This is a genomic window from Tolumonas lignilytica (assembly GCF_000527035.1).
GTDB lineage: Bacteria > Pseudomonadota > Gammaproteobacteria > Enterobacterales > Aeromonadaceae > Tolumonas > Tolumonas lignilytica.
Map to the genome: position 1 here is coordinate 1,760,573 of NZ_AZUK01000001.1, position 12,555 is coordinate 1,773,127.

15 protein-coding genes are annotated in these 12,555 nt (G+C 47.2%); 10 read left to right on the forward strand and 5 right to left on the reverse strand.

Annotation, left to right across the window (positions count from 1 at the left end; genetic code table 11):
* Window positions 1–161 precede the first annotated feature (161 nt).
* From mioC to earP, 3 genes are all read right to left on the reverse strand, one after another.
* The gene (gene mioC, locus H027_RS0108275) at window positions 162–617 is read right to left on the reverse strand and encodes an FMN-binding protein MioC (protein WP_024871993.1); all 456 of its coding nucleotides are present in this window, start codon (window positions 615–617) and stop codon (window positions 162–164) included.
* Window positions 618–682: 65 nt separating this feature from the next.
* Window positions 683–1,246 (reverse strand): elongation factor P, encoded by a 564-nt coding sequence (gene efp, locus H027_RS0108280; RefSeq protein ID WP_024871994.1) that lies wholly within the window; start codon window positions 1,244–1,246, stop codon window positions 683–685.
* 34 nt (window positions 1,247–1,280) lie between these two features.
* Window positions 1,281–2,447, reverse strand: a complete 1,167-nt coding sequence (gene earP, locus H027_RS0108285) for an elongation factor P maturation arginine rhamnosyltransferase EarP (RefSeq protein ID WP_152536706.1) — start codon at window positions 2,445–2,447, stop codon at window positions 1,281–1,283.
* A gap of 98 nt (window positions 2,448–2,545) precedes the next feature.
* On the opposite strand from earP, the gene H027_RS0108290 reads away from it, so the two are divergent.
* Window positions 2,546–3,427 carry a DMT family transporter gene (locus H027_RS0108290; RefSeq protein ID WP_024871996.1) on the forward strand — a complete coding sequence of 294 codons (882 nt, stop codon included), beginning with the start codon at window positions 2,546–2,548 and terminating at the stop codon, window positions 3,425–3,427.
* 45 nt (window positions 3,428–3,472) lie between these two features.
* Window positions 3,473–4,564: an AI-2E family transporter gene (locus H027_RS0108295; protein WP_024871997.1), complete on the forward strand. Its 1,092-nt coding sequence runs from the start codon at window positions 3,473–3,475 to the stop codon at window positions 4,562–4,564.
* On the opposite strand, the gene H027_RS0108300 is transcribed toward H027_RS0108295, so the two are convergent.
* Window positions 4,565–5,479 (reverse strand): LysR family transcriptional regulator, encoded by a 915-nt coding sequence (locus H027_RS0108300; RefSeq protein WP_024871998.1) that lies wholly within the window; start codon window positions 5,477–5,479, stop codon window positions 4,565–4,567.
* A 169-nt stretch (window positions 5,480–5,648) separates the two neighbouring features.
* Here H027_RS0108300 and H027_RS0108305 point away from each other — a divergent pair, with 169 nt between their 5' ends.
* From H027_RS0108305 to H027_RS0108340, 8 genes are all read left to right on the forward strand, one after another.
* Window positions 5,649–5,960 carry a copper-binding protein gene (locus tag H027_RS0108305; protein ID WP_024871999.1) on the forward strand — a complete coding sequence of 104 codons (312 nt, stop codon included), beginning with the start codon at window positions 5,649–5,651 and terminating at the stop codon, window positions 5,958–5,960.
* A gap of 129 nt (window positions 5,961–6,089) precedes the next feature.
* On the forward strand, window positions 6,090–6,413 hold the full coding sequence (locus tag H027_RS0108310; protein ID WP_024872000.1) for a hypothetical protein: 324 nt from the start codon (window positions 6,090–6,092) through the stop codon (window positions 6,411–6,413).
* Between the two features lie 65 nt (window positions 6,414–6,478).
* Window positions 6,479–6,697 (forward strand): DUF3820 family protein, encoded by a 219-nt coding sequence (locus tag H027_RS0108315; RefSeq protein ID WP_024872001.1) that lies wholly within the window; start codon window positions 6,479–6,481, stop codon window positions 6,695–6,697.
* 187 nt (window positions 6,698–6,884) lie between these two features.
* The gene (locus tag H027_RS0108320) at window positions 6,885–7,190 is read left to right on the forward strand and encodes an ArsR/SmtB family transcription factor (RefSeq protein WP_024872002.1); all 306 of its coding nucleotides are present in this window, start codon (window positions 6,885–6,887) and stop codon (window positions 7,188–7,190) included.
* A gap of 19 nt (window positions 7,191–7,209) precedes the next feature.
* Window positions 7,210–8,259, forward strand: a complete 1,050-nt coding sequence (locus H027_RS0108325) for an alkene reductase (RefSeq protein WP_024872003.1) — start codon at window positions 7,210–7,212, stop codon at window positions 8,257–8,259.
* Between the two features lie 156 nt (window positions 8,260–8,415).
* Window positions 8,416–9,018 (forward strand): TetR/AcrR family transcriptional regulator, encoded by a 603-nt coding sequence (locus H027_RS0108330; RefSeq protein WP_024872004.1) that lies wholly within the window; start codon window positions 8,416–8,418, stop codon window positions 9,016–9,018.
* A gap of 216 nt (window positions 9,019–9,234) precedes the next feature.
* The gene (locus H027_RS0108335; protein WP_024872005.1) at window positions 9,235–10,128 is read left to right on the forward strand and encodes an NAD(P)/FAD-dependent oxidoreductase; all 894 of its coding nucleotides are present in this window, start codon (window positions 9,235–9,237) and stop codon (window positions 10,126–10,128) included.
* 236 nt (window positions 10,129–10,364) lie between these two features.
* Window positions 10,365–11,069, forward strand: coding sequence for a DNA-binding protein (locus tag H027_RS0108340; protein ID WP_024872006.1), 705 nt, complete (start codon window positions 10,365–10,367; stop codon window positions 11,067–11,069).
* Between the two features lie 73 nt (window positions 11,070–11,142).
* Here H027_RS0108340 and mnmE read toward each other — a convergent pair whose 3' ends face one another.
* Entirely contained in the window at window positions 11,143–12,504 is a 1,362-nt protein-coding gene (mnmE, locus tag H027_RS0108345) for a tRNA uridine-5-carboxymethylaminomethyl(34) synthesis GTPase MnmE (RefSeq protein WP_024872007.1), read from the reverse strand.
* Window positions 12,505–12,555 lie beyond the last annotated feature (51 nt).

Sequence of the window (12,555 nt, forward strand, 5' to 3'; positions counted from 1 at the left end):
CTGTGCGTATCTGTATTTTTATGACGATCCAATTGTCAATCTTCTGTGGATAAATCTGTGCAAGGCTTTTTCTGACACGATCGTTTGTCGTAGTGGATAAGATCATAAATCGAAAATGGGATCACGTCACGTTGTCATGGTGATCCCGGGTAGAGGGGGGATCAGTTCAGTAACAGGTGCCATGTGGTGAACCACAGATCGGCGGCATCTTCGGGGATCTCATGCTGCGTGACATCAATTTCCAGACGTTCACCGATCTTTTGGGCATTGGTCTGTTCCAGTAATTGATCCAGCAGACGGCCTGCGGCACAAAAGGTATCGTAATTGCTATCGCCAAGTGCCACGACCGCATAGCGAAGATCGGCCAGTTGCAACGGTTTTTGTACCAGATCCTGAGTAAACGCATGCAGATTATCCGGTACTTGTCCGGCACCATGGGTTGAGGTGACCACCAGCCAGACGGTATCCGGACCTTTGCTGGCCAGCAGTTGAACCAGATCCGGTTGATAGTGCAATGTGGTGGTGTGTTGGTGGGTTTGCAACTGCTCGGCAAGATGTTCGGCCACATATTCTGCGGCACCGAGGGTTGAGCCAATGATGAGATCAATATGAGCCATTGTGTTTCCTTAAATAAAAAAGGAGCCGTGATGGCTCCTTTTATAAAACAAGGCGATGCAGAAGACTACACGCGGCGTTTGAATTCACCGGTACGGGTGTCGATTTCGATCTTGTCACCGATCTTAACGAAATCGGCAACAGAGATGGTGGCATCAGTGCCTTTCAGTTTAGCAGGCTTCATGACTTTGCCTGAAGTGTCGCCACGAACTGAAGGCTCAGTGTATTCCACTTCACGTACGATAGTGATTGGCAGTTCCATGGAGATCGCTTTACCTTCGTAGAAGGTTACTTCGCAGATGTCTTCCATGCCGTCGATCAGGTAGTTCAGTACGTCGCCCAGGTTTTCTTTTTCGATGTCGTACTGGTTGTATTCAGTATCCATGAACACATACATTGGATCAGCGAAGTAAGAATAAGTACATTCTTTACGTTCCAGCTGTACGGTGTCCAGTTTGTCATCGGCTTTGAACACAGTTTCTGCGCCTGCGCCTGACAGCAGGTTTTTCATTTTCATTTTAACAACGGCAGAGTTACGGCCGGATTTGTTGAATTCGGTTTTCAGCACGACCATTGGGTCTTTACCGATCATGATGACGTTACCGACACGGATTTCCTGAGCGATTTTCATGTGTTCAATTCCTGAATTTAGCTTAAGCTTAGATTTACGCGCAGCATTCTAGCTGTTTTTTGACAAATTGCACCAGTTGGCTGGCTAAATTTCCACCAGCGAGTGCAGTTTGCGGCCAATGTTGTGCCTGTTGCTGCCATTCAGACCAATGAGATTGTACTGTCAGCCAGTTCTGTTTTAACTCGTCCGGATGTTCCTGATTGAAGTGCATGAACAGTTCCCGGACTGCCTGCGCGAGTTCGGCGGACATGGTTTGGCTGTAACGAGCAGAAAAGGCTTCCAATTTTTCCAGATGAGCCGCATCTTCCTGCGGATAGATATGCCACAGAAACGGCCGCGCGGCCCATTGTGCGCGCAGGAATGAATCTTCACCACGGACAATATTGAAATCACAGCACCACAGCAGCTGGTCGTAGCCGGTCTGATCGGTCATCGGGATGACCTCTACGGTCAGCGAGCCTTGTTGCCAGCGGCCACCGGCCTGACAAACTTCGGCGGGTAACAGTGCCCGTAAGCTGTTCAGTGTCCGGCCCGCCGGGATCAAACAGCGTACCGGGATGGGGTGTTGCTGCCAGCAGGCCAGCAACGCGGGCAATGCCTGATTTTCATAGCTGAACAGGCTGATAAATAACTCATTGTCCTGGGGGGCTAACAGACCTCTTGCGTGACAAAATTGCTGGCGGTAATCGGGTTGTTGTAACCAGCGCTCCCGCTCTGAAAACAGGTTGTTTTCACAGAGCAAGCCACCACTTTGGGCACTGAAACCGGGAAAAAAGAAAAACTTGGTCAGATGCTGCTGACGGGAGGGTAAGCCATGACAGCCATCGATCCAGCTTTCGGCGGTCAGGTATTCCAAATTCAACCAAATCGGCGGAGTCTGCATCTGCTGGAGGGTTTGCAGTACTTCGGTCGGCAGTTCGCAGGCAAACGCTTCAATCACTACCTGGCCTGGCTGCCATTGTGCCGGAAAGGTGGCATTCCAGTGACCGATCAACACATTGTCGATTTGTTGTTCTGCCAGCGTCAGATCCAGTGATGGGCAAATGCGCTGGAACGTCGGTAAATCATCGACCCAGAGGCGTATTGCCTGATGATATTCATTGGCTAGCTGGCGGGCCAGACGCCAGGTAACGCCGATATCACCGTAGTTATCGACCACGGTGCAGAAAATATCCCAAAAAGAATCGGTGGTTTGCGGCATAAGCTTCATCATCACTGCAATATTAAGGCAGGATCGTAACAGAAATTCAGGCAGAATAGCCGGAAAGACGCATTTTGCATTCCATTGAAGAGAGAACTATGCAAGCTAATCTGATGTTATTGCTGACCGCTGCGATCTGGGGGTTTGCTTTTGTTGCCCAGCGTGTCGCGATGGAGCACATGGGGCCATTTTCGTTTAACGGGATCCGTTTTCTACTGGGTGCGGTGTCGCTGTTACCTCTTATTTGGTTTTTTTCGCGTAAACAATCCGTTGCGGTGACTCCCGCCGCCAAGACGTCGATCTGGCTGGCGGGTGGGGTGGCGGGTACGATCTTGTTTGCAGCTGCGGCCCTGCAACAAGTCGGATTACTGTATACCTCGGCAGCGAAAGCCGGCTTTATCACGGGGTTATATATGATCCTGGTGCCATTCTTAGGCCTGTTTTTACGCCATGTCACCGGTTTGAATGCCTGGCTAGGAGCGGGAATTGCTCTGGCCGGCCTGTATCTGCTGAGTATCAATGATGATCTGAGCATGTCTCGTGGTGACATGCTGATGTTTATTGGGGCTATTTTCTGGTCTTGCCATATTTTGTGGATTGATTTTATTGGTCGCAGAGTGAATGCCTTGCAGTTATCCGCCGTGCAGTTTTTGTCCTGCGGTGTATTGAGCATGCTGGTAGCGTTCTGGCTGGAAACGCCGTCGTTGTCCTCTGTCTTTGCGGCCTGGAAAGCCGTGTTGTTTGCCAGTCTGATCAGTGTCGGTGTGGCTTATACCTTGCAGATCGTGGCGCAGAAAAAAGCCAAACCGACTCATGCCGCCATTATTATGAGTATGGAGGCTGTTTTTGCTGCGATTGGGGGCGTGGTCTTTTTAAGTGAATCGTTACCCCTGCGCGGTTGGATCGGTTGTGCACTGATGATGACGGGCATGTTGCTTTCGCAGATCCCGCTGCCTAAATTAAAACGTGCTACTCACTAAACTTTTAATTCATCACGACTTTCAACTCATCAAGGAGCCGGAAGTATGCCGTCTCGTTTTAATGAATTAACGCAACCATTAGTTGCGCTATTACTGCTGGTGTCGATTGTTGCGGCTGCCTTTATTGTGATTGCCCCGTTTCTGGTGGCAACACTCTGGGCCATCATTCTGGTTTCTGCCACCTGGGAGCCTTTCACTTGGGTCTCTGCCCGTTTAGGCGGGCGGAATCATGTAGCGGCGGCATTGGTGGTCACGGTGATGATGTTGTTTGTGGTCGTGCCCTTAGTGCTGGCATCCGTTGAATTTGCGCAACAACTGACGCATTTTGCCCGCATATTACAGCAAAAAATCGAGGCGGGGGTTTGGCCGGATCTGCCGCAGTGGCTTTTAAATGTGCCGTATGCCGGGGGCTGGTTACAGACGCAATGGCAAAGCATCCAGCAGCAGGATTTGCAGGTTTTGACACCACTGAAAGGGTTCATAGCACCCTTGGCGAAGATGATGTTGAGTGTCGCCGGATCCTTTGGTGCCGGTATGTTGATGTTATTGATTAGTCTGCTCATTGCTGGAGTGTTATATGCCAACGGTGAGACTATTCATCGCTGGATTCTGGCCTTCTGTCATAAAATTGCGCCCCGGGAAGGGATCCGTCTTCTGCAGGTGGCACATACTACGATCCGGGGCGTCGTGAACGGATTCATTGGTGCCGCGATTGCCCAGGGGATTTTTGCCTGGTTTGCCTATGTCATTGCCAAAGTGCCGCATGCACTGAGTTTAGGCTTAGCGACCTGTCTGGTATCGGTGATACCAGGCGGGCCTATGCTGCTGTCGATTCCGGCGATCGCCTGGCTGTATCAGCATGGCTCGGTTGGTTGGGCCATTTTTGTGGCGGTCTGGGTGTTATTTGCTGTGGGTTCGATCGATAACGTGGTTAAATCGCTGGTCATTGGGCGTAGCAGTCCGTTGCCGATTGTGTTGATTTTGTTTGGAGTGGCCGGTGGCGCGATCAGTTTTGGTCTGTTAGGGGTGTTTTTAGGGCCGATCTTACTGGCGCTAGTCTATGCCTTGCTCAAAAACTGGGTGAATATTGACAAGTTGGCAGATAAAAAAGCAATACATAAAAAAGTAACGGAATAATCAGGTGTTGGCTGGTTGCTGCCAATCTGTACCAGCCAATTTCTCAGCCAGATAGTCGATCAGCGTTTTTACCTTCAGTGACAGATGCTTACGTGAGGGATAGACCGCATGAATGCCAAACGAAGGGCCTGCCCATTCCGTCATGAACGTGACAAGTTTACCTTCTTGAATATCCGGTCCGACCTGAAAGATGGGTTGTAGAGCGATGCCTTGACCGGCTAATACCACCGCCCGGATGGTGTCGCCATTATTGGTGTGCATTCTGGCTTTTATGTTGATGGCGCGTTCGCCTTGTTTGGCAGAATAGAAATGCCAGATGTCGCCAGTAGGCAGGTATGAATAAGAGATGGCCTGATGTTGCGCCAGTTCTTCCGGCGTAGTGGGTGTACCGTATTTTTCCAGATAGGCGGGCGAGGCACATAACACCGCATGGCTATTTGACAACCGGCGTGAAACGAGCGAGGAATCGGCCAGATTGCCAATGCGGATCGCCAGATCAAACCCTTCTTCCAATAGATCGACCCGGCGGTCATTCAGTTCGATATCCAGAGTAATAGACGGGTGACGTTCCATAAACTCAGCCCACAAGGGTGCAAGATAACGCGTACCAAAGGTGAGAGGAGCATTGACGCGGATATTGCCGACCAGACTGGCATTATTTGCACCGACGGCACTGTTAGCATCATCCAGATCAACTAGAATTTGTTTAGTGCGTTGGTAATAGTCGCGACCGGCTTCAGTGAGTGCGATACGGCGGGTTGAACGTTGCAGCAGACGAACACCCAGATAGGTTTCTAGCTCTTGGATATAACGTGACACCGCTGCTTTAGAACTATGCATCCGCTGCGCAGCCGCAACAAAACTACCGCATTCAACCACTGCTATGAGTGCACTTAAATTACGCAGGTGATCCATTTATTGTTCCGGTTTATGAAATAGTCAATCTTTATAAATGCTATTTATCTGTATGTAAGAAATCAATAGAGTGAACACATGCCAACGGAAAATGGTTTCATGATTTAAGAAATCATGCAGTGATGGATATCACGATACGCTTAAAAGTTGATTTCCAGGAGAATTGAACATGAACAAATCATTATCCCATATCGCTGCGGTTGCCGTATTTTCACTGTTCACTGCCACGGCAGCACAAGCAGACGTTAACCTTTACCATGTCCACGGTACCGTTCAACAAGTCGATGCCACTAATCATCAAGTGACATTAGCACAAGATGCCGTAAGTGAACTGGGTTGGCCGGTACGCACTATCACTTATAAAGTGGATGGTGATAATGTATTGACTGGTATCTCTGCCGGACAAAGTGTGGATGCCAGCTTCACTGCCGATTCTGTTTCTCAGCCGTTGATCCATTTCATTACGCCAACCTCGCGCTAATTCTGGTTTTACCGGCCGGTTTTGTCCGGCTGGTGTTCTTCTGTATTCGTTATTTTTTCTGATTTGCGAGTTTTTACGCCTGATCCCTTGCTGTCTCAGGCGCGCCTTCTGTTATTTAGGAGTTATACCATGAACAAATCTTCTATGTTTCGCCTTAGTTTGGCTGCCATTGGCTTGGCGATGACCGTTTCTGCATCTGCGCAATCGGTTGCATTTTCTGGGTTACATGTCGATGGTGGATTAATGAAAGAGATGAGTAATCAACGTTATCAGTTGAAATCCATCAAAGATCCGGTAGCGCAAGCGCGGTTAAGTTCAGTCACTATTCATGATAGTGGTGCTCAAAATGGTGGTTTGATGAAAGAGATGAACCCAAGCAAATCAGCAGGGATCGATAATCCTGCCGCGCAGGCTCACCTCAATCAAGTCGCGCTTTCTGACATCGCCGATTAAAAACATTTTCATCCTGAATGAGTCGCGGTATTTTAAGCTCAAACCTTGAACTGAAATAACGTCTCATGTTTACACAACAGCATCTGCTTCAACTGGCTCGTACGGCCATGCCGTTTGGCAAATATCAGGGGCGGATGCTGATCGATTTACCTGAAGAATATCTGCTTTGGTTTGCGAAAAAAGGGTTCCCGCAAGGTCAGCTTGGCGAGTTGATGGCATTGTGTCTGGAGCTTAAAATCGAAGGATTGGATCAGTTAATCAAACCATTAAAAACTCCTCGATAATCTTTCTGATATCTATTCTTTACTACTGATTTACAATAAATCCGCAATCACAGATCCAGGATTTCGGTCAGTCTATCTGCTGTATTTTTTTCCTCTGTGTTGATAAAAAATGGGATATTGTTATTTTTATATTTGTATATCGAAATATTTCGATATACAGTAATGCCATCTGTTCAGGTAAACGATTATGAATAATCAGGAAGTCGACATCATCATCAAGGCGCTGGCGAACCCGGCCCGGCGAGATATTTTATATTGGCTGAAACATCCGGAGCAGGAGTTCCCGGATCAGAAAAGTTCGTATGTTGATGGTGTTTGTGTTGGACAGATTTATGCGAAGGCGGGCTTATCTCAATCCACCATTTCTGCCCATCTGGCGACATTACAGCGAGCCGGACTGCTAAATTCCAAGCGCTTGGGGCAGTGGGTGTATTACCAGCGAAATGAAACGGTGATTGATGAGTTTACCGCTCATATGAAGCAGGCTTTATAACTTTACTCAGGAGTATGGTATGACGACCTTGTTTGATCCGATCCAAGTGGGAGAACTATCACTCCCTAACCGCATTATTATGGCGCCACTGACCCGTTGCCGTGCCAGCGAGGGTCGTATCCCGAATGCACTAATGGCTGAATATTATGCACAGCGCGCTTCAGCGGGGCTGATTATCAGCGAAGCGACTTCAGTTACCCCAATGGGTGTAGGATACCCGGATACCCCTGGTATCTGGTCGGATGAACAGGTCGAGGGCTGGAAACTGGTTACCAATGCTGTCCATCAGGCGGGAGGCCGGATCGTGCTGCAGTTGTGGCATGTCGGTCGTATTTCTGATCCCATTTATCTCAATGGTGAATTGCCAGTAGCGCCAAGTGCCATTGCTGCGGAAGGTCATGTCAGTCTGGTGCGTCCGCTGAAAAATTTTGAAACGCCGCGGGCATTAGCGTCTGATGAGATCCCTGCAATTATTGAGGCATATCGCAAAGGCGCTGAAAACGCGAAGAAAGCCGGGTTCGATGGTGTAGAAATTCATGGTGCCAATGGTTATTTGCTGGATCAATTCCTGCAAAGTTCGACCAATCTGCGGACAGATAATTACGGCGGCAGCATCGAAAATCGCGCCCGATTAATGTTGGAAGTGACTGACGCGGTGATTTCCGTCTGGGGGGCGGGTCGGGTAGGCATGCATTTAGCGCCTCGCGGTGATTCACATTCGATGGGGGATAGCGATCCGGCGGCCACTTTTGGCTATGTTGCCAAGGAGCTGGGAAAACGTCAGATAGCCTTTATTTTTACCCGTGAACATTTTAATGCACCCGCTTTAACTCCAATGCTGAAAAAGGCATTTGGCGGGACATTGATTGCGAACGAACAATTTGTTGCTGATACCGCACAACAGGTTTTGAATGAAAGTCATGCTGATGCCGTGGCTTTTGGTAAATCATTTATCGCAAATCCGGATCTGGTGGCGCGGATAAAGCAGCATGCACCATTGAATGAGCTTCGTACCGATAAAATGTATGGTTCAGGTCCGGAAGGTTATACCGATTATCCCTTCCTTTAAGCGGCAGTGATGAGCCAGGTATATTGTTATCCCTGGCTCTTTATTTTTCTAAAAATGTAACATTGTAACTATTTAATCTACCTGATGATTTGCAGGTTTATTTCCAATACCATTAGAATCAGTAAATAATAATTCAGTCGTATCGGAATAGTATCCATGAGTGATAAACCTGCCAAAAGTAGAAAACAGCAAGCATTAGAAACTAAAATACGGATCTATCAGGCTGCTGTGGCTTTAATGGAGAAAAATAATTATCAAAGTATAACGATTGAGGATATTAGTAAAAAAGCAGGTGTTTCAGTCGGAGCGTTTTATCACTATTTCAAATCAAAAAACGATATCTTTTTCGAAATCTATCTGGAAGCGGATCGTTATTTTGAGGAGTATGTGGCTAGCGCATTAACTGCACCGAGTGGCTGCTCACGTGTTCTGGAATATTTTTCCCATTATGCCCGTTACTGTCTGAATGTTGGTTTTGATACCGTAAAATCGCTGTACAACACAGATAATAAGCTGTTTGTTAAATACGAACGGTTTATGTTGTCTTTACTGCAACAAATCATCATTGAGGCACAAAATCATCAATTAATGACCACCGAACAGAGTGCTGCTCAGATTGCTGAATGTTTATTGATTGCGGCTCGCGGTGTCATTTTTGATTGGTGTTTACATGATGGCCAATACGATTTGGAATCGGCGATGCAGCAATATATTAAACGTTTATTGTCTACCTTTGTTATAAAAAACGGTATTAATTGATTTAACTATCTGTTTTATAAGGGTGTATTGTGTATGCAGCCTTATGTTTTTTGATCCAATTCAAAATATTGTAATTAATCCGCTACCTGTGCATTTGTAGCATTGACCATTTATTCCTCGCTTTTTATTCTGAACTTATTCACTGAATTGATTCAGTCAACGGTTTTGCTATTTATCTCTGCTTTGTGTGTAGTAACGGATGTAGGCAGGTGAACCATGCTGAAAAAAAATAGCTATATGGATATCGGACACAATGCTATTTCTTTCTCTGGAGATAGCTATTTTGGTTCAATGAAGGAGACGATTACTCCCAGTTTTGTACCCCAAAATATTATGGTTATTGGTGGTGGGGTGGCAGGCATGGAGGCGGCCAGAGTAGCGGCCCGCCGGGGGCATAAGGTTGAGTTATATGAACAAAAAGGCTATTTAGGCGGTAATTTGGTCGCGGGTGGTATGCCGGATTTTAAGAAGGAATGTCATGCGCTGATCCACTGGTATGGTAGTGAACTGCATGAATTGAATGTACCCATCCATTTACATTCCTGGATAGATGAAGAAGCCATCCGACAAAATGATGCTGATATTATTTTGATTGCCACCGGTTCAACGCCCATCAAACAAAATATCCCTGGTTTTCGGTCTATTTTCAGCGCGGAAAGCGTGCTGACCGGAGCGAAAGATCCGGGGCATGTTGTAATTGTCGCCGGTGGGGGTCTGGTTGGGTGTGAAACGGCACTCTGGCTGAAAAATCAGGGAAAACAAGTCACACTCATTGAAAAACAAAATGAAATATTACCAATTAATAAAACACTGAGTTACAGCAGTACCGAAACGTTAAAAAATTTACTTCCCCAAAAAGGGATTACCATCAAGACCAACACCATTATTTCTCATGCGGTCGATTCACGGATCGTATTACAGACAGAAGGGCAACAAACTGAATTGGTTGCTGATTCGATAGTCACGGCGATTGGCTATCAGGCTAATAATTCTTTGTATGAAACACTACGGGCGGAACGTGAGCATGTTTACCTGCTAGGGGATGCCAAACAGGTTAACAATGTCATGCATGCAGTGCGTGATGCGTTTGATCTGGTCAGTCAGATTTGATTTTTCAAACCTAAAAACCGGGTGATAGATGAAAATTGTCCCGGTTTTTTAACCCTATTTTTTCATTGTATTAACCTCTATCAGATGAGATGTGATTCACTCTGAGATTCTGACATTGTTATGAGTTTAACCCGCGTTTTTTACAGGTGTCCCGACTATACTTGATGCAATTTGATTCTCCGTCCGAATCAGGGTGGCGGATATACACCGAATAACATCAATAATCGGGTAATAGAATGAACGACATTACAATAACGCAAGAGCAAGTGAATGCGGCAGCAGACGCTATTTGTGCAGAAGGGAATCAACCGACAGTACTGGATATTCGGAAGCGTTTACCCGCAGGTTCTATGTCAGTGATCTGGCGATTTTTTCAGGCATGGCAATCGTCTCAGCAGATTGTCGAGACGGATTTAGAAACGACAGTCTCTGCAGAATTGCAGCGTACTTTGGAAGCATTTATTACCCGGCAGCTCACAAGTGTTAAAACAAAATATGAAAGTGAAATTAATACGTTGCGTCAGGTAAACAGTGAGCTGCTGATCGAAATTGAACAACAGGAGCAGCAGTTAATTAAACAAGGTGTTGAATTAAATTCTGCACGTGCAATCAAAAATGAAATCTCTGGCCGATTTGAGCAATTGAATGCGGAATTAAAACGTGCAAGAGAAGAGATCGATGTTGAAAAAGAATCAGCAACACAGTCACGAATGGAGCTTGTTAAGGCGCAATTGAAACTTGAGTCTGTGCCTCGTTTGGAAGCTGATTTAGATCAGTTATACAAGACCCTGGAACAGGAGCGGGTAGCCAAACTGAATGCCGAACACAGTGCAAAAGCGCTGACGGCAAAATTAGAAACGGAAGTGACTGCCAGAAAGAAAGCCGAAACCGATTTATTAGAGCTATTACGCCGCAAAGAAGAGAGTGCGGCCCGCGTTTAAGCCTAATCATGAAAAAGCGGAGCAGGTTATCAGCTCCGCTTTTTCATGGCTGTCGTTTACTTTTTACTGCATTTTACTTTCCGATACAGAACGAAGAAAATATCCGCCCCAGCAGGTCATCGGCACTGAACGCACCGGTAATTTCGCTTAACGCTTCCTGAGCAAGGCGTAATTCTTCCGCCACCAGCTCACCAGCACGATACTCTTCCAGTTGTATTTTGGCTTCCTCCAGACGTTCATCGGCACGTTGGATGGCATCCAAATGGCGACGACGTGCAATGAACCCTCCTTCCAGGGTGCTTTGGAAACCCATACAGGCTTTCAGGTGTTCACGTAATGCATCCAGACCTAAACCTGTTTTTGCCGAGATAGGGTAAACGGCATAGCCATTTTCTTCGCAGACCGTCAGAGCTTCACCTGTCAAATCGGCTTTATTTCGGATCACGGTAATACCAAGGTTTTTGGGTAACCGATCAACAAAATCCGGCCAGATATCATGCGGATTACGAGCATCGGTGGTCGTCCCGTCCACCATAAACAGAACGCGATCGGCCTGTACAATCTCCGCCCAGGCCCGTTCAATCCCGATTTTTTCTACCGCATCGGTGGTGTCGCGTAAACCGGCGGTATCAATGATATGTAGTGGCATACCATCCAGATGAATATGCTCACGCAAGACATCACGGGTCGTTCCGGCAATATCCGTGACAATGGCGGATTCACGACCAGCCAGCGCATTCAGCAAGCTGGATTTGCCCGCATTGGGGCGCCCTGCGATGACGACCTTCATGCCCTCGCGTAATAGAGCACCTTGCTGTGCCTCTCGTTTGACCAGCGCCAGATCGTTCATCACACCATATAATGCGCGGGCAATCTTGCCGTCAGAGAGAAAATCGATTTCCTCCTCGGGAAAATCAATTGCCGCTTCCACATAGATACGCAAGTTAGTTAACGAGTCGACCAGCTGATGTATCCGGCTGGAGAATTCACCTTGCAATGATTGCATGGCCGAGCGGGCGGCTTGTTCACTGGTGGCTTCAATTAAATCGGCAATGGCTTCAGCCTGCGCCAGATCCAATTTGTCATTCATAAATGCGCGTTCAGAAAATTCGCCGGGCCGGGCGAGACGAACGCCATTGATGGTCAAAATACGGCGCAGCAGCATATCCAACACCACGGGGCCACCATGCCCTTGAAGTTCTAATACATCTTCGCCAGTGAAGCTGTAAGGTGCTTTAAACAGCAAGGCAATCCCCTGATCCAGAACTTTGCCATCGGTATCGCAGAAAGGCAGCAATTCTGCGTGGCGAAGTTTCGGTATTTTACCTAAAACCTGTTCTGCCACCTGGGTACATAGCGGGCCGGAGACGCGCAGGATGCCAATGCCACCACGACCGGGTGGGGTGGCCAGCGCAACGATGGTATCTGTGTGCATGCCGATTCTCTGAATAGGATTCTTTTTGAAATTGTAATGAATATTGTGGTG